Annotated in this window: 24 protein-coding genes; 5 read left to right on the forward strand and 19 right to left on the reverse strand. The window is 63.3% G+C overall.

The window, feature by feature from the left end; genetic code table 11:
• Window positions 1–120 precede the first annotated feature (120 nt).
• Together AruPA_RS17995 and AruPA_RS18000 are read left to right on the forward strand one after the other, a co-directional pair.
• Complete coding sequence (locus tag AruPA_RS17995) at window positions 121–696, forward strand: winged helix DNA-binding protein (RefSeq protein WP_265638141.1); 576 nt, start codon at window positions 121–123, stop codon at window positions 694–696.
• A gap of 32 nt (window positions 697–728) precedes the next feature.
• Entirely contained in the window at window positions 729–2006 is a 1278-nt protein-coding gene (locus tag AruPA_RS18000; RefSeq protein WP_265638142.1) for an MFS transporter, read from the forward strand.
• A gap of 85 nt (window positions 2007–2091) precedes the next feature.
• Here AruPA_RS18000 and AruPA_RS21850 read toward each other — a convergent pair whose 3' ends face one another.
• The 6 genes from AruPA_RS21850 to AruPA_RS18025 all read right to left on the reverse strand — a co-directional run bounded on the left by AruPA_RS21850 (window position 2092) and on the right by AruPA_RS18025 (window position 4559).
• A complete protein-coding gene (locus AruPA_RS21850) occupies window positions 2092–2259 on the reverse strand; it encodes an AAA family ATPase (protein WP_408858943.1) in 168 nt (55 codons plus the stop codon).
• Window positions 2260–2262: 3 nt separating this feature from the next.
• Window positions 2263–2448 (reverse strand): hypothetical protein, encoded by a 186-nt coding sequence (locus tag AruPA_RS18005; RefSeq protein WP_265638143.1) that lies wholly within the window; start codon window positions 2446–2448, stop codon window positions 2263–2265.
• Window positions 2449–2514: 66 nt separating this feature from the next.
• Entirely contained in the window at window positions 2515–2820 is a 306-nt protein-coding gene (locus AruPA_RS18010; protein ID WP_265638144.1) for a hypothetical protein, read from the reverse strand.
• Window positions 2821–2900: 80 nt separating this feature from the next.
• Window positions 2901–3293, reverse strand: coding sequence for a hypothetical protein (locus AruPA_RS18015; RefSeq protein WP_265638145.1), 393 nt, complete (start codon window positions 3291–3293; stop codon window positions 2901–2903).
• Window positions 3293–3511, reverse strand: a complete 219-nt coding sequence (locus AruPA_RS18020; protein ID WP_265638146.1) for a hypothetical protein — start codon at window positions 3509–3511, stop codon at window positions 3293–3295. The genes AruPA_RS18015 and AruPA_RS18020 overlap by 1 nt, the downstream gene beginning before the upstream one ends.
• A gap of 604 nt (window positions 3512–4115) precedes the next feature.
• The gene (locus tag AruPA_RS18025; RefSeq protein ID WP_265638147.1) at window positions 4116–4559 is read right to left on the reverse strand and encodes a hypothetical protein; all 444 of its coding nucleotides are present in this window, start codon (window positions 4557–4559) and stop codon (window positions 4116–4118) included.
• Between the two features lie 293 nt (window positions 4560–4852).
• On the opposite strand from AruPA_RS18025, the gene AruPA_RS18030 reads away from it, so the two are divergent.
• Both AruPA_RS18030 and AruPA_RS18035 read left to right on the forward strand, forming a co-directional pair.
• Window positions 4853–5137 carry a hypothetical protein gene (locus AruPA_RS18030; RefSeq protein WP_265638148.1) on the forward strand — a complete coding sequence of 95 codons (285 nt, stop codon included), beginning with the start codon at window positions 4853–4855 and terminating at the stop codon, window positions 5135–5137.
• Complete coding sequence (locus AruPA_RS18035; protein ID WP_265638149.1) at window positions 5137–5844, forward strand: SOS response-associated peptidase; 708 nt, start codon at window positions 5137–5139, stop codon at window positions 5842–5844. The genes AruPA_RS18030 and AruPA_RS18035 overlap by 1 nt, the downstream gene beginning before the upstream one ends.
• A 66-nt stretch (window positions 5845–5910) precedes the next feature.
• On the opposite strand, the gene AruPA_RS18040 is transcribed toward AruPA_RS18035, so the two are convergent.
• The gene (locus AruPA_RS18040) at window positions 5911–6924 is read right to left on the reverse strand and encodes a DUF3991 and toprim domain-containing protein (RefSeq protein ID WP_265638150.1); all 1014 of its coding nucleotides are present in this window, start codon (window positions 6922–6924) and stop codon (window positions 5911–5913) included.
• Window positions 6925–7337: 413 nt separating this feature from the next.
• Here AruPA_RS18040 and AruPA_RS18045 point away from each other — a divergent pair, with 413 nt between their 5' ends.
• Entirely contained in the window at window positions 7338–7886 is a 549-nt protein-coding gene (locus tag AruPA_RS18045) for a ProQ/FINO family protein (RefSeq protein WP_265638163.1), read from the forward strand.
• On the opposite strand, the gene AruPA_RS18050 is transcribed toward AruPA_RS18045, so the two are convergent.
• The 12 genes from AruPA_RS18050 to ssb (AruPA_RS18105) all read right to left on the reverse strand — a co-directional run bounded on the left by AruPA_RS18050 (window position 7887) and on the right by ssb (AruPA_RS18105) (window position 13569).
• Window positions 7887–8123, reverse strand: a complete 237-nt coding sequence (locus tag AruPA_RS18050; RefSeq protein WP_265638151.1) for a hypothetical protein — start codon at window positions 8121–8123, stop codon at window positions 7887–7889.
• A 24-nt stretch (window positions 8124–8147) separates the two neighbouring features.
• On the reverse strand, window positions 8148–9020 hold the full coding sequence (locus tag AruPA_RS18055; RefSeq protein ID WP_265638152.1) for a hypothetical protein: 873 nt from the start codon (window positions 9018–9020) through the stop codon (window positions 8148–8150).
• Between the two features lie 55 nt (window positions 9021–9075).
• A complete protein-coding gene (ssb, locus tag AruPA_RS18060) occupies window positions 9076–9564 on the reverse strand; it encodes a single-stranded DNA-binding protein (protein WP_265638153.1) in 489 nt (162 codons plus the stop codon).
• 266 nt (window positions 9565–9830) lie between these two features.
• Window positions 9831–10118 (reverse strand): hypothetical protein, encoded by a 288-nt coding sequence (locus AruPA_RS18065; protein WP_265638154.1) that lies wholly within the window; start codon window positions 10116–10118, stop codon window positions 9831–9833.
• On the reverse strand, window positions 10115–10591 hold the full coding sequence (locus AruPA_RS18070; RefSeq protein WP_265638155.1) for a hypothetical protein: 477 nt from the start codon (window positions 10589–10591) through the stop codon (window positions 10115–10117). Before AruPA_RS18070 ends, AruPA_RS18065 begins: the two co-directional genes overlap by 4 nt.
• A gap of 12 nt (window positions 10592–10603) precedes the next feature.
• Window positions 10604–11218, reverse strand: a complete 615-nt coding sequence (locus AruPA_RS18075; protein WP_265638156.1) for a hypothetical protein — start codon at window positions 11216–11218, stop codon at window positions 10604–10606.
• Window positions 11215–11649, reverse strand: coding sequence for a hypothetical protein (locus AruPA_RS18080; RefSeq protein WP_265638157.1), 435 nt, complete (start codon window positions 11647–11649; stop codon window positions 11215–11217). Before AruPA_RS18080 ends, AruPA_RS18075 begins: the two co-directional genes overlap by 4 nt.
• Window positions 11650–11780: 131 nt before the next feature.
• Complete coding sequence (locus tag AruPA_RS18085; protein WP_265638158.1) at window positions 11781–12140, reverse strand: hypothetical protein; 360 nt, start codon at window positions 12138–12140, stop codon at window positions 11781–11783.
• Window positions 12141–12180: 40 nt separating this feature from the next.
• Window positions 12181–12396 (reverse strand): hypothetical protein, encoded by a 216-nt coding sequence (locus AruPA_RS18090; RefSeq protein ID WP_265638159.1) that lies wholly within the window; start codon window positions 12394–12396, stop codon window positions 12181–12183.
• Window positions 12396–12695: a hypothetical protein gene (locus AruPA_RS18095; RefSeq protein WP_265638160.1), complete on the reverse strand. Its 300-nt coding sequence runs from the start codon at window positions 12693–12695 to the stop codon at window positions 12396–12398. Before AruPA_RS18095 ends, AruPA_RS18090 begins: the two co-directional genes overlap by 1 nt.
• A 50-nt stretch (window positions 12696–12745) precedes the next feature.
• A complete protein-coding gene (locus tag AruPA_RS18100) occupies window positions 12746–12997 on the reverse strand; it encodes a hypothetical protein (protein WP_265638161.1) in 252 nt (83 codons plus the stop codon).
• Between the two features lie 98 nt (window positions 12998–13095).
• Entirely contained in the window at window positions 13096–13569 is a 474-nt protein-coding gene (gene ssb / locus AruPA_RS18105) for a single-stranded DNA-binding protein (RefSeq protein WP_265638162.1), read from the reverse strand.
• Window positions 13570–14084: the final 515 nt, after the last annotated feature.

Raw genomic sequence — 14084 nt, forward strand, 5'->3', positions numbered from 1 at the left:
GTTGAACCTCATTCCTTGAAACGCACCATCGAGGCACTCAGCCTGCCACAGCGAAATTTGATTGACAATCTATCGGTAATTTGTCGATATAAAGTTTCATTGCGGCACGGGGTACGTGACATGAAAGCGAAAATCGATCCCAGTAGCGGCGCCATGCTACCCGACAAAGCCGTCCGGAAAGACGGCCGTCGGGCGAGCGCCCCGGTCGTGTCCTCCGCCCACCTCGCCGCCGGGCGATCCCCCGCATTGTCGGAAGTGGAATTCGGTCTCAACCTCGCGGCGATGGCCTATCAACGCTGGATGGTCCGCTGCATGGCCGCCGCGGGTATGCCCGGTCTGTCACCGCTTGAAGTTCTGGTGCTGCACACAGTCCGTCATCGCGACCGACCCAAGCGCTTCGCGGACATCATGCTCGTCCTCGACATCGAGGAAATCCATCTGATCACCTACGTCATCCGCAAACTAACAAGCGCCGGCCTCGTGACCGTGACACGCGCTGGCAAGGACAGGCTGATCAGCACCAGCCCATCCGGCGTCGCGCTGTGTGCGCGCTATCACGAAATCCGCGAGGATCTGCTGGTCTCCGCCATCGGAGCCGTCGGGCCGGGCGATGCGATGCTCAGCGAAATGGCCGCATTACTGCGCGGACTTTCAGGAACCTACAATCAGGCGGCCCGCGCCGCGACAACACTGTAATCCGCCCTCAGACCCGATACGGAAGGACCACCATGGCCGATAACGGAATAACGATCGAGACCGCGTCTCCTATCGCCGAGAGCGGCAGCCTCGCGGCCTTATTCCGGGCGATGAATCCCACTGAGTGGCGCACCTTCCGGGCCTGCGCCGGCGGCTGGGGGCTCGATGGCATGGATTTCATGCTCTACCCGCTGATCATCGGCACCATCATGCACCAATGGGCGGTCGCCCCCGGCCCCGCGGGTTTCGCCGCAACCCTGACCCTGCTGGCCTCCGCGATCGGCGGATGGCTCGCCGGCTACGTCTCCGACCGGATCGGCCGCGTGCGGGTGCTGCAGATCACCATTCTGTGGTTTTCCCTCTTCAGCCTGTTATCGGCCTTCGTGCAGAATTTCGACCAGTTGATCATCTGCCGCGCCCTGCTCGGCTTCGGGTTCGGCGGTGAATGGGCGGCGGGAGCCATCCTGATGGGCGAGACGATCCGTCCGCAATTCCGCGGCCGCGCGGTGGGGTCCGTGCAGTCGGCCTGGGCGGTTGGCTGGGGGATCGCGGTGCTGGCGCAGGCGATCATCTTTTCGATCCTTCCGCCCGCCATCGCCTGGCGCGCGATGTTCGCGGTGGGCGCCCTCCCGGCCCTTCTGGTACTCTATCTGCGCCGCAACGTCGCCGAACCCGCCATCTCCGTTGCCGCGCGCCGAACCGGCACGCCCGGCATTCTCACGATTTTCGGGCGTGAGACGATCATGATCACCCTGCTCGGCAGCCTACTCTCGACCGGCGCGCAGGGCGGTTATTACGCGATCACCTTCTGGCTGCCGACCTTCCTGAAAGTCGATCGTCACCTCAGTGTCGTCGGCAGCACCGGCTACCTCGCGATCCTGATCGCCGGTAGTTTCATCGGCTACCTGGCCGGCGCGTGGCTATCGGACCGTCTGGGTCGGCGCAAGGTATTCCTGATTTTCTCGGCGGGCGCGATCGTCACCATCCTCGCCTACACCCAGCTCACGATTTTGAACGACGCGATGCTGGTGCTCGGCTTTCCGCTGGGATTTTTCGCAAGCGGCTATTTCTCGGCGATGGGCCCGTTTCTTACTGAATTGTTCCCCACGCGTCTGCGCGGCTCGGGACAGGGCTTCACGTATAATTTCGGTCGCGGCCTCGGCGCCCTGTTTCCCGCTTTGATCGGCTACCTCACCCAGTCGATCGGCTACGGTAACGCGATCGCGATTTTCGCCGTCGCCGCCTACGCGCTGTTCTTCCTCGCCGCCTTCGCTTTGCCCGAAACGCGGGGCCGCGTGCTGACGGCGTGACCCTAATGGCTCGCCTTCCCCGCTGACCCAGGCGTCAGCTTCCTCACGATGATCGGATCGTCGCCGGCTAGGAGCTTGTCGGACTTCACCGAAATTTACGATTTCGTAGAATTATACGTCTTATCGACCGCGGCTTGGTACGAGCGAATTCCGCCGCGATGGCTTCGATGATCGAGGTCTTGCCGGTTCCCGGTGGTCCGGCGAGCGGGATCTTCCAGATGCCGGGCTGATGGTGCCGGTTCCACCAGTCGATCCGCTATAAGAATGTCGGAATTTCCGCCTTCACCTGATCGAACATCGGATGGATTTGAAGTCGGGCCGTGTTCTCCAGATCGACTCTCTCGCGGCGGTAGTGGAAGGTTTCTTCCCCGTTGCTGCTGAACATATCCACCGTGTGGATCCCCTTGTTGTCGAGCAGTTTCAGGATGAGACGCCGGTTCAACCCCATCGGGATCCGGTTCAGGGCGTCGATCGAAGCGTGATATCCGATCAGATATGTGACGATCTGTCAGCTGAAACTGCAGGAAATCACGAACATGGGCGGGATGCCGGTGATCGTGATCGTGAAGGTTCGGGGCATTGAGCCGTCGAACGTTGTCTGCCACCGACCGATTTTCGTCATGCCCATGGTGGTGCGGACATAGCGGCGACCTTTATGCCGCTTTCTATTGGCAATCTGCATGATCCTCGCCACCATGCCGTCGTCTTGGACGATGATGCCGAACGGTCGATCGTTCCCATCATCGCTGGTCCGGTTTGCCTGATACCATGCCCCGAGTTGATGGCTGACGCTCGGTTTGTTTCGTCGGCGCAAGCCGGTATCGGACTGGCTGAGCCAGTCCGAGATCAGGCGAGGGACGATGAAGGAGGGGGGTCTCTTGCATCATCATCTCCTTATGACCAACCGATGTGGGTGGCACCTATGGCGCGGCTTTCGCGAGCCATGACGGCGAGCTGGTGCAGGCGTTTCTGGACATACCCCTCCACTCGCCCGCCGATGATGATCGCCATGCCGTAATCGGTCTGGCTGGTGCGGACGTCCATCGCGGGCGAGGGGTGATCGATCGATCCCCGCAGCGCGCGGGTCGTGCGATCGAGGAAGTTATCGATCGGAACCGGGACGTCGCTGACGCTTGTCTCCGGAAAACCCAGTTTCTCCAGCACATCAAGCGCATTGGCGTTGCACATGTTGATGCTGAACCGGTCATCGTCGGTGTCGCAGCCCGCCGGGATGCGCCAGATGTTTTCGGCCGCGTTGAACACATACGGCATGAAGTCGATGCTCATCACACGGCCTCCGGGAACAGGGTGGCGAGGCTGGTGCCTGTGACTTCGATCTTGCCGATGCCATCACCGCTGATCGCGTAGCCGCGACCGATTTCGGGATGTCGGCCAAGCCAGTATTGGGCGTATTCCCGGGCCGGTTCGATCGTGTCGAACTCGCGGGTCTCGCTGTGGCGATCCACCGAGCTGTAGCGGACCTTGATGCGGGTTTGGTCGGTCATCGTTGTGTTCCTTTCGATGTTATCTTCTGTTTGAAGACCCCATCGAACGGCCGCCGGCCGGAGAGGCAGGCAAGGGCGCGGTCTCGCCCCACTTGGGGGGCCAGCCGCGGGAACTGAGCCACGCGCAGCCTGCCCCTTGGCAGGCAAGCATGGCGAAACCCTTGCCGGCCCGGCCGGCCGGTGGCAGTGATGATGTTGTTTCCTGTTGCTTATTGATTATCGATCAACTTGTTCTTTTCTGACTGCCGTTCTGCCGGATGATTGGCTGGTTTATCTGGCATTCAGGGTTTGCTGCGACGGATGATTGCTCCGTGCATTGCGTATCGTCTGATATATTGACGAACCGTAGCGTCCTGTCAGAATAGTTCCGACAATTTCTTCCGCCGGCGATTCCGGTAGATCGGCGACCTGCCCGTTGGAAGCTCCGACACAATCGTGGCCTACCCGGAATGCTGTGCCGGGAAAGACGTTGTTCAATGCGTCCAGTATGGACGCGTCGATACGACCGGCGAGTATTCGGTCTCCATTCCGTCCGGGAGCAGTTCAGCCTTGCCCCGACGGAATACTGGAATGGGACCGGGCTCGATGGCGACGTGTGGCCCGATCAGGGGAACACGCCGACGCGTGATCCAATCCGGCGGCCGGTTTCATCCTTCAGGGCCGGATCCGGATCGTCGGCGATGCCGAGCGTCGCGGTCTCGGCCGTGATCCGCGCGGCGAAGCGAAGCGTGCGGCCGACCTGATCGAGTTTGTTGATCGGGAAGGGCACGAGATCCAGCACCCTACAGGACGGCCACTGGCGGATGACTATGGTGTTGCACACCGCGTCGAGCGACCAGGTGATATATCCGGCCAGCGCGCCGTTGGAGACGTCGGCACGGATCAGGCGAAGCAGCGTCAGTTCGGCAGGCGATTCTGGCGCATCCAGCATGGCGCGAAAGGCCTCCGTCGTGCGGACGTTGGGTGCTTTGTTATTCCGAGCGACGTGGGACGCAAGGAGGGCGGTCGGTGTCGGGTGTAGCGCGACCACATTGTAGGTGCTGCTCATTTTCTGATCCTTGATCATGGGGTTATCTTTTTCCTGAAGACAACCATCGCGCGGCCGCGGCCTGACCGGCCGGGCAAGGGCGCGCGCCTCTATCGGCGCGCGGGCCGCCCTATGCGGCCTACACCCTTGCCGGGACGTGCAGGGCCGTGGCAGGCGGGCAGGGACTCTGATTGACCGGCCGGGGTCAGGTGAATGAATCGGCCCGATTGCCTGTCAATATTCACTGTCCGCCTAAGCGGCGGTGTATCGGTGGTCTGCTATATGACGTGGTTCGTTTACGATGAGGTGTTTCAATGGCGCTGGAAGGCACCAAACCCGCTGGGCTCGGTCATCGCTGGACCGAGGCCGAGGACCGCATTCTCTATGAGGGGTTTCTCTTCAACGAGAAGCCAAGGACCATCAGCATAAGATGCGGCAGGAGCCTCTCCGCAATCCGTCAGCGCCTGATCCGTCTTGACCTGATCGACGGGCAGGGGGTGCGCAACAACAATCCGCCACTGTTCGATCAGATCCGTGCCACGTTTCATGCCAACGCGGTATCGGGTGGCGGAAAATCTGCCGGGGAGACCAATGCCTGATGTGCGGCAGGATTGCCCAGAGCTTCCCTGACGGATCGCTGGATCGCCTGATTGGCATCCCCGGTGCGAAAATCCCCCGTGCGTTGCGATGGAACGTCTCACCCGGTCAGAGTGTCGTTGCGATCCACCAGGGCGACGGTCGCAAGCGGCAGTTCTGCATGCCGGAGTGGGGCTTCGTGGCACCCTGGGAGAAGGTTGCCGAGCTCGCGCGGATCAAGCCGATCAACGCCAAAGCGGAGACCGTGGCGGCGAGCAAGCTGTTTGGCAGCTCGTTCAAATCGCGCCGCTGTCTGGTGCCGGTGCGCTGCTGGTATGAATGGAAAACGATCGCTCCCGGCGTGAAGCAGCCGTACGCGCTCGGCCGCACTGACGCCGAGCCGATCACGCTGGGCGGGATCATCTCGTTACGCCGGCCCCACCGGGATTTTCCGGTGGAATTATCGCTGGCGATCATCACCACGCCGGCACCTGATTCACTCGCGGATATCCATGCTCGGGCGCCGCTGGTGATCGATCAAGCGGATTGGCCGGTCTGGCTTGGCGAGGTTTCGGGGGATCCGTCCGGTATTCTCAAGCGAAGCACGGTAGGCGCGGTGGGCGCGTGGCCCGTTTCCGGCGCGGTCAATCGCGCGACGACTGATTGTCCGGATTTGGTCGAGCCGGTTGAGATCGTGGCCTCGGCGATGGCGGCTGAGGGTATTGCATGAGGAATGAGCCGGTTGCGGCCGTGACGGCCGTGACCTCCATTGGCCTCCTGATCCGCGCGGGGCAGATCATCCCACGCTTGCTCTCGTCAGGGCTTCGTTCCAGTCCTTTGCCGCGTCGGGTGGCCGCAACCTTTCGATGGTCACGGCGATCGATGCGATCGTCGCCTCGATCCGTGCGGCATGGCGATCCCCGGCCGCATCGGCATCGGTAGCGATGACCAGAGTGCCGCCGGCGGATCCGAGCTCCCCGACCAGCTGACGCAGCGCCGCGACGGTGCCCGGCCCCAACCCGCCGGTGGTGGCAACATAGATCGTGTCCGTCCGGCTTGGCTCAAGGGCGGCGAGGCTCAAGGCGTCGATAGGTGCTTCGGTCACCGCGACCCGCCGGGGATATCCGGTCGTGTCGCCGGGCGCGAACCGGAACAGGCTCTTCTGTCCGCCGCGGAGAACGCCCCGGTAACCCGGGCCGCGCGCCTCGATGCCGGTCAATCTGCCCTCGTGGTCCCGATGGGCGAACCAGGCGCAGCCGAACCCGCCGGCACGGATGCAATCCTGTGCCGCGGCAGCGGCGAGGATGGTGGCGGGCAGATGCCGTTCCCGAGCGAGATAGCCCCAGGCTTTCGTAGAGGGGCGCAGCGCAGGCTTCGCCTGCCAGCGGACCAAGGGACAGACCGTCTCGATCCGATCCGACATTGAGCCGGCAACAGCGACCGGTCCTGACGGGGCAATGCCGGCGATCGCGCGGAGCGTCTGGCGGACATGGCCGAAGTTGCGATCGGGGTGGAGGAACTGGATCAGGCTGAAGCAATCGCCTTTCTCGTCGCCGAGCGGGTTCCACCAGCCCTTGTCGTCATGGGTGACGATCAGGATCTCGCCGGAGCCGCGGCGGTATTTCACCGCGCGCCGGGAACTTTCAGCCGGATCGACGTGCCATCCTTCGCGTTCGAGGATGAGGGCGCAGGAGACGGTCCGCCGCAGCAGATCGACCTCGCTGGCGTTGTTGTCACGGTCGCCCCGCCGGGTGCCGGATCGCTGGCCGGGCAGGGGCGGGTATCCGGTGGTGTCGGTGGATGAGATCATGGCGAAGCTCCTGGTCTGGGTTCATCGTCGGAAGGCGGTCGCGCCTTTCGACGGACGCCACGCTGCGAGATGCGGGAGGGGTGGGTGAAGCGCAGTCGGGCGGGGCCGGCCTGCGAGCGCGCGGGCCTGTGGGCCAGCGCGGTGAGCGACGCTGCCCCGCTGTAGGCTGCGCTTCAGGGAGGGGAGGGCGGCGCTCTCCACTCCTTCAGGCGCGCGTCGGCGCGAGCAGGGAGACCGGGTCATCGGAGATTGGCGGTTGTCGAAATCGATGGGCGTTGTGGGGGTGATCGCCCGAAGACCGGTGAGGGCCACGGGAGGAAGCGCTCTTGCGGCTGATCGTGTGGTGTGCAGAAATCGGAACACTGCCGGTTCCGACGCGTAGGACCGGACCCGTTTGATGAGGTGAGGTGACGATGGCGTGGCAGTGGCGGACGCTCGATCGGGATAAATGGAACGAGGCGAGCGAGCTGCTCGACATCGTTGCGGCCCGCTATACTGTGCTCGTCGCGCGTCCAGCCAAGCCGCTGGCGATCGGGACGGGCGATCGGCTCAAGACAATGCGAGCCGAGGTCGGGCTGACCGAAGAGCAGGCAGACCTTGTGCTGGTGCGGGTTACGAGGACATCGAGCTATCTTGCCGCACTGGCGCGGGGTGGTCCGCGCTATGACCTCGAGGGTGAGATTGCCGGTGAGGTCAGTGAGGCGGAGCGGAAGGCGGCCGGGGCGGTGCTTGCCGCCCGTCGCGCGCGCCGGCGCGCGCGGATCGATGCCGACAACGCGTGTCGATCCGCAGAGAGTGACCAAGCGAATGACGCTGGCGAGGGTTCAGCAGAAGCGGCTGACACAACCGACGTGCGTGGTGCCGAGACGAACAAAGCGGGCGATCCGGTCGATGCTGGCGGGGCAACCCAGGCCGGCGCGGTGAGTGACGCGGGCGGCTCGGACGATCGGGCCGCAGCCTGATCATACCGGGTCGTGGTAGTGGCGCTCGATCCGCTCCAGATGATCGTGGTGCTGGCGTTCCTTGACCTGAAGCTTCGGGGTATCGACAACGATGCGCGACCAGTACCGGCCGCGTTCGTCGTACACAAAGCCGAGGCGGTCGAGATCGATACCTGAGGGGCGATCCCCTTTCGTGCGGGTGATGACGCATCTGAAGCCCTCGCAGTCGAATTCGTCGCGAGGTTTGAGCACGGCCATGTTCCTCTCCTTTCATGTGCCGGTTCATGGGCCGATGGTGTTCATCGGGTCGGCGTGGGTGGGGTAGGGGCCGCCGTTGCACAGCGAGGCGGCGAGGGATACCCGGCTGGAATGTGAGCCGAGGGTGAAGGCGTAGACGTGGTTGCCAGGATGCTGCACCGCCCGGAACGGCCCCTCGCGCAGGGCGCGACTGACGTAGGCCGCATCTGGTTCGCCGCTGGCGCGATGCGGCGCACCGTGGCGCCGTAGCTGCTCGTAGGTGTAGGCGGCACCGTTACCGCCGGTCCGCAGCTTGGACAGGGCGCGATCGGAGAGGCCGGTGCCGTCCGGCGTGAGCCAGATCCGTCGCCGTGTCGCGCGGCCGAGGTAGAGAGCGGATTTCTCGCGGTAGATGCCGCCGAAATGACCGTTGAACCGGATATTGCCGTGCGCATCGGTACGTGGCACCGGATCGGAATACGCCAACACGAGCGGGTATTTCGGGCGGCGGTGCACGTCCTGATGTTCGGCCGCGAACAGGCTCAGGGCGCGGCGGAGCGTCCAGGTCTCGGCGTTGCCGCCGACGCGGTCGGCGAGCAGGAACCGGCCGAGGTCGCAGAAGGGGGTCTTCCCGGCACCATAGGCTGCGGCGGCCTTGGCCTGGACGGGGATCGAGAAGACCACGACGCCGACCAGCAATTGTTGCTGCCAGCCGGTACGTTCGAAAAGCCCGTAGCAGGCGAGGGCGACCGGGAACGTGCCGGAGTAGTGGTGAGCCAGGACGAAGTCCTTGGCGACCCTTGTGTGGGGTATTGGGGCGACCTCGTAGCAGTGCGGGTCGAACGGCTCGCGCTGCGGTCGCCAGGTTGTGCTGCGGTGTGACCACCGCTGGGCGACGGTCCGCAGGTCGATGACCATGACAATTCTCCAATGAAACGACGCCCCGGTGCGACCGGGGCGTCTGGTCTGAATTTCAGTCGACGCAGGGCGCGAAGGGGATTTCGTCGTCGAGATCGGCACCTGCGCCGGGTGTGAAGCCACCCGTTTCCCCGGCGGTCTCGCGCTGACGGGGGGTTGCGGCGCGCTCTCCGTCCTCCCGGCGAGCACCGTTAGGTGAGCCAAGCAGGATCAGCTGACTGTCGTAGCCGCTCAGGACGATTTCGGTCGTGTAGCGTTCGTTCTCGTTCTGATCGACCCATTTCCGGGTTCGCAGCGTGCCTTCCACCAGGACCTTGTCACCCTTCGCGCAGTATTTCTCGATCACCCCGATCAGGCCCTCGTTCCACACCACGATCCGGTGCCATTCGGTGCGTTCCTGCCGCTCGCCGCTGTGCTTGTCGGTCCAGCTTTCGCTGGTCGCCAGCGACATCGAGGCGACCTTTCCGCCCGACTGCGTGATGCGGATTTCGGGATCTTGACCGAGGTTTCCGATCAGGGTGACGCGATTCATTGATCCGGCCATATCCAGTCTCCTGTTTTCATTTCATCACTCAGGAGGCGGCTGGCCCTTGCCAGCGACGTCCCTCGTGTGCGGTCCAGGAGAACCGGGCCGGGCGGCCGGTCAGGGCAGAGGGCGCCCTATCGCGCCCGAACCGCTTGCGGCGCGAGCGCAGCGAAGCGGCCTTGACCGGCTGGCCGGCCCCGGTTCAGACCGCAGAACACGAGGGCGCGGCTGGCGAGGACAATTGACGACACCGCCGCAGGCTCATCTGGTCATGGTTTGTTCCATTATCTTGGCCCGGTCGGATTTTCCCACTTCCGACGATGCGTCTTTTGCTGCGGTCCAGCAGCCGCTGCTGTTGGGGCGGCGATGATCCGGCGTTTGAGTTCGGCCACTCCTGCATCGAGTGCGGATGCGCCGGGCAGATGGCTGAAAGGCAGCCAGAAAGCAGTTCGATCTTCCGCTGTGGGTGGGATGCCGGCGAGTCTTTCGATCTCCCCGATTGAGCCGGCGCGTCGGATCGCCTCGCTGACAGCATCGATACGGCACTGGTGCCAATGATTGGCGGGTTTCATGAGCCCTGTCCTCCGCGCGCTGTCCCCGTCGTTGCCGGCGCGCCACTCGCAATCGGACCGTTGATGGACCGCTCCCGGAAATGCCAGTCGTCGTTCCAGATCGCGTGCAGATCCGTCCCCGGCATGAACGGGTTCTCGTCAGCGCGGAACCCGCGCCGATGCGCGATGTCGCCGTCGCGTGGGACGATCGCATTGGTGGATTGACCCGGCTTCTGGCCCAGATCGGCGGCAAGGCGTTCGTGCACCAGTGCCGAGAAGGCGATCAGCGCATCCAGGGCGGCTTCGCTGCTACCAGCTTCGGGCAGACCTGGTACGAGAAGGGTGTTGGTGTCGTAGGATTGGCGCGCGAGGGCTGCAATGGCACCTCGGAGCAGGGCGTCATGGGCGTGGCTGGCGATCGGCAGGGTGCCGTCCGGGCAGGTGGCTCGGCAGAAGCCGATCGTGCCCGATCGGTCGCAGTATGCGGTGAGCATGGCGGGATCCTTTCAGGGGGAACGGGAAGGAGGAGATGCGGTGAGGTCGATCGTGCCGGATGCGACAAGCCAGTGTCGGAGCGATTGGCGCATGCGGCCGATCATGTCGTTGATGATCGTGAGCGGTGCGTTCGGTGCGATCCAGCCGGATTTGATGAAGCCCGGGACCCAGCTGCGGGCGACGTCGATGTAGAGGTGGCCGCCGGCGATCGCGACGTCTGTGAACGGGCCATCGATGGCGCGGGTCATCGAGAAGATTTCCGCAGCGGGCGCGATGCCGAACGTGTCGGGCAGGCTTCGGCGCGGTGGCCGGGGCCATCGTGTTGCGATCCCGCCTGCGATCATGGCGTCGGCCCGATCGCGGGTCATCATCTGATCGTAGTGGCGATCGGCGATCTGTTCGAACCGGGCGTCGCGCAACCCGTAAAGGGCGGACAGCACGGCGACCTGGGCGTGGGCGCCGGCGTGGTCGATGGTGCGCAGGGTTTGCCAGAGCGGTCCGTCGTAGAAGTCGATGGCGAGCGGGCGGGCGAGATCACGCCGCTCGCGTTGCGAGCAGGCGAGGATCAGCAGACGTCGGGATTTCGCCATGCCGGTGGTGATTGGGAGTTCCGATGCGCCGCTCATGCCGCTTTCCTGCGCGGCTCATGGCGATGACGACGGCGGTTGAGGAAGCGCTCGACCAGGTGCGTGGCGGGATGATCGGGATAGGTGGGCCAAATCCGGTGATGCCCTTCGTCGTCGGCAAGTTGGAGAACGCGGACGGTGACGGTCTGCCGTTTGCCGGTGCGGAGGGATCGGACGATTGCGAGGTCTGAGCGGCCGGCGATGTAGAAATTCTCCCATCGGCCGGAGTCGGGATTTCGGCGGGCCGCGGTGTAGACGCCATTGAGGAAGGCTTCGACGATCCAGGGGTTGCGGCAGATCGGTGCGCCGCGATAGCCATCGCGCCACCAGCCGTCATCCTGAATGTAGTAAATGTTGCCGACGGCAAGGGTGCCGATGCGCAGCGGGTTGTTCCCGCCCATGAAGCGGGACGCGAAGTATTGGCGGAGCATGGGATTGACCTTTCGGGCATGCGACAATGGCCGGATTAGGCCAGCCTGTCCGGTTCAATCGGTCGCAGAGGATGTGGGAGGTGGATGTGGGAGGTGGATGTGATCAGCCCCGGAAGGGGCGGATCATCGGATCAGTGAAATTTGAGAAGCAGGCCGATGATGCCGAGGCCAAGCGTTCCGAAGCCCAGGATGCTGCCGACAGTCCATCGGAGGTTGGAATTCAATCCTGTTTGCAATTCGGTCCGAACGGATTGAACCTCGACGCGAAGGTCGGCGATGGCCTTGTCTGTCGCATAGAATTTGGTGGCAATGGCTTTATCGGACGCATCGAACTTGGCGAGCACGGTATTCGTGAGATCACGAACCATAGCCTTGACCTCGCGGATCTCGTATTTCAGTTCCGCGGTCGAGTGCTCGAGGATGGCAACCCGGGTTTCCATCTCATGAGGGTAGTCTGGGGGGCTTTGTTTTTCAACAGGTGAATCAGGCATGGTCTCTCCTATCACATTGGAGGGTGCGGATGAAGGCGCTTCAGATATCAAGAGACATCTGAAGCGCGGATGGAACGGCCACCATGCCGCCGCTGCCGAACTCATAACGGCAGCGTTCGGCGAGGCTTTCGAGCGCCTGGTCGGTCAGGGCATGCAGTCCAAGTTCGGCGAGGATGTCGCAGGCGACATTGAACCCTTCACCCTTGTTGCGGGCACAGATCGCCTCGATATCGTCGATCAGCTGGTGGCGGGGCATCACTCGGGCTCCTCCATTTTCATGTATGTTTCCTGTCCCAATTCGTGCTTGTTCTGTGCCGCATCATAGCCGTTGGGCTTGCGGCAGCCTTTGGCGATCGAGACCGAGATATAGAACGACTCATCGGGGTGGGCTTGGTGAACCGCTTTTCCGAAATCGGCCACCGCGCTCTTTATGTCGTTGACCGTGCTGACAACCTCGATCGTCCTGCGATCGAGGGATTTTCCCATCAGCGCGAGGGTCATGCCGAATGGGGTCTTACGGCCGGGGATGGTCGAGAGGGTGATGGTGCAGGGCATCGGTTAGTTCCTTTCAGGGGTGTGGCCGGGCATCGCCCGGCCGGGGAAAATCAGTCGGCGTCGGCAGGAGAGCGCCGGGCTGTGGTGAAGCCGCAGGCGAACGCGAAATCTGCGCTGCTCTCGATCAGGCGGGCACCGATCATGGCGGTGGTGCAGAACCGTCGCAGATCGCCGGCGGTGATTCGGTGTTCGCCCCACGACATGATGACCTGATGGTCGGGGTAGCGGTTGACGTTCAGCAGATTGGCGAGATGCCGGATTTCGGCTTCGGTCACGAAACCTGGTGCGATGGCGTGAGCCATGGTCGTCTCCTGTCGAGGTCGGAGGAAGAGAGGGGCACGCACGGGGGATCGGCGTGTGGCCGATCGCCCGCTCTGCATGGGTCAGTGGACGGATGAGCCTAAAACGGGATCTCATCGTCGAGATCAGCGCCCATACCCGGCTTGAAGCCGCCTGTGGCGCCGGCGGTCTCGCGCTGACGGGGGGTTGCGGCGCGCTCGCTGCCCTGTCGGCCAGCGCGGCTCGGCGAGCCGAGCAGGATCAGCTGACTGTCGTAGCAGCTCAGGACGATTTCGGTCGTGTAGCGTTCGTTCTCGTTCTGATCGACCCATTTCCGGGTTCGCAGCGTGCCTTCCACCAGCACCTTGTCACCCTTCGCGCAGTATTTCTCGATCACCCCGATCAGGCCCTCGTTCCACACCACGATCCGGTGCCATTCGGTGCGTTCCTGCCGCTCGCCGCTGTGCTTGTCGGTCCAGCTTTCGCTCGTCGCCAGCGACATCGAGGCGACTTTCCCGCCCGACTGGGTGGTGCGGATTTCGGGGTCTTGACCGAGGTTTCCGATCAGGGTGACGCGATTCATTGATCCGGCCATATTCAGTCTCCTGTTTTCATTTCATCACTCAGGGGGCGGCCGGCCCTTGCCAGCGACGTCCCTCGTGTGCGGTCCAGGAGAACCGGGCCGGGCAGCCGGTCAGGGCAGAGGGCGCGCTATCGCGCCCGAACCGCTTGCGGCGCGAGCGCAGCGAAGCGGCCTTGACCGGCTAACTGGCCCGGTTCAGACCGCACAAACACGAGGGCGCGCATGGCAAGGACAGTTGACGACCGCGCCAAAGGCGCAGTTCGTTGGTTTTAAAGTTCGTTTGATATTTTTGATTGTTACGGTTCGTTCGAGTGTAATTTGGTGAGAGGATGATATCTCATCGCGATCTGCAGGTGCTGGCAGGGGTGGCGGATTATTTTCTGCTGGTTGGTGATTATCTTCGGGGTGCGACCACCGAGGTAACGCACGAAGCGTAAAAAGTGCCGAAGGTCGATTTTGCAGGTGTCGAAACTATACTTCATCTTAATGATTGAATGCCATACTCCGTTCCGGCTTCGGCCCACATA

Source organism: Acidiphilium sp. PA (assembly GCF_026191915.1).
GTDB lineage: Bacteria > Pseudomonadota > Alphaproteobacteria > Acetobacterales > Acetobacteraceae > Acidiphilium.

Excerpts from the sequence above, each read along its gene's own strand:
- AruPA_RS17995 (WP_265638141.1), top strand. The coding sequence starts at position 121 with ATGAAAGCGAAAATCGATCCCAGTAGCGGCGCCATGCTACCCGACAAA.
- AruPA_RS18000 (WP_265638142.1), top strand. The coding sequence starts at position 729 with ATGGCCGATAACGGAATAACGATCGAGACCGCGTCTCCTATCGCCGAG.
- AruPA_RS18015 (WP_265638145.1), bottom strand. The coding sequence starts at position 3,293 with ATGAGCATCGACTTCATGCCGTATGTGTTCAACGCGGCCGAAAACATC.
- AruPA_RS18020 (WP_265638146.1), bottom strand. The coding sequence starts at position 3,511 with ATGACCGACCAAACCCGCATCAAGGTCCGCTACAGCTCGGTGGATCGC.
- AruPA_RS18025 (WP_265638147.1), bottom strand. The coding sequence starts at position 4,559 with ATGAGCAGCACCTACAATGTGGTCGCGCTACACCCGACACCGACCGCC.
- AruPA_RS18030 (WP_265638148.1), top strand. The coding sequence starts at position 4,853 with ATGGCGCTGGAAGGCACCAAACCCGCTGGGCTCGGTCATCGCTGGACC.
- AruPA_RS18035 (WP_265638149.1), top strand. The coding sequence starts at position 5,137 with ATGTGCGGCAGGATTGCCCAGAGCTTCCCTGACGGATCGCTGGATCGC.
- AruPA_RS18040 (WP_265638150.1), bottom strand. The coding sequence starts at position 6,924 with ATGATCTCATCCACCGACACCACCGGATACCCGCCCCTGCCCGGCCAG.
- AruPA_RS18045 (WP_265638163.1), top strand. The coding sequence starts at position 7,338 with ATGGCGTGGCAGTGGCGGACGCTCGATCGGGATAAATGGAACGAGGCG.
- AruPA_RS18050 (WP_265638151.1), bottom strand. The coding sequence starts at position 8,123 with ATGGCCGTGCTCAAACCTCGCGACGAATTCGACTGCGAGGGCTTCAGA.
- AruPA_RS18055 (WP_265638152.1), bottom strand. The coding sequence starts at position 9,020 with ATGGTCATCGACCTGCGGACCGTCGCCCAGCGGTGGTCACACCGCAGC.
- ssb (WP_265638153.1), bottom strand. The coding sequence starts at position 9,564 with ATGGCCGGATCAATGAATCGCGTCACCCTGATCGGAAACCTCGGTCAA.
- AruPA_RS18065 (WP_265638154.1), bottom strand. The coding sequence starts at position 10,118 with ATGAAACCCGCCAATCATTGGCACCAGTGCCGTATCGATGCTGTCAGC.
- AruPA_RS18070 (WP_265638155.1), bottom strand. The coding sequence starts at position 10,591 with ATGCTCACCGCATACTGCGACCGATCGGGCACGATCGGCTTCTGCCGA.
- AruPA_RS18075 (WP_265638156.1), bottom strand. The coding sequence starts at position 11,218 with ATGAGCGGCGCATCGGAACTCCCAATCACCACCGGCATGGCGAAATCC.
- AruPA_RS18080 (WP_265638157.1), bottom strand. The coding sequence starts at position 11,649 with ATGCTCCGCCAATACTTCGCGTCCCGCTTCATGGGCGGGAACAACCCG.
- AruPA_RS18085 (WP_265638158.1), bottom strand. The coding sequence starts at position 12,140 with ATGCCTGATTCACCTGTTGAAAAACAAAGCCCCCCAGACTACCCTCAT.
- AruPA_RS18090 (WP_265638159.1), bottom strand. The coding sequence starts at position 12,396 with ATGCCCCGCCACCAGCTGATCGACGATATCGAGGCGATCTGTGCCCGC.
- AruPA_RS18095 (WP_265638160.1), bottom strand. The coding sequence starts at position 12,695 with ATGCCCTGCACCATCACCCTCTCGACCATCCCCGGCCGTAAGACCCCA.
- AruPA_RS18100 (WP_265638161.1), bottom strand. The coding sequence starts at position 12,997 with ATGGCTCACGCCATCGCACCAGGTTTCGTGACCGAAGCCGAAATCCGG.
- ssb (WP_265638162.1), bottom strand. The coding sequence starts at position 13,569 with ATGGCCGGATCAATGAATCGCGTCACCCTGATCGGAAACCTCGGTCAA.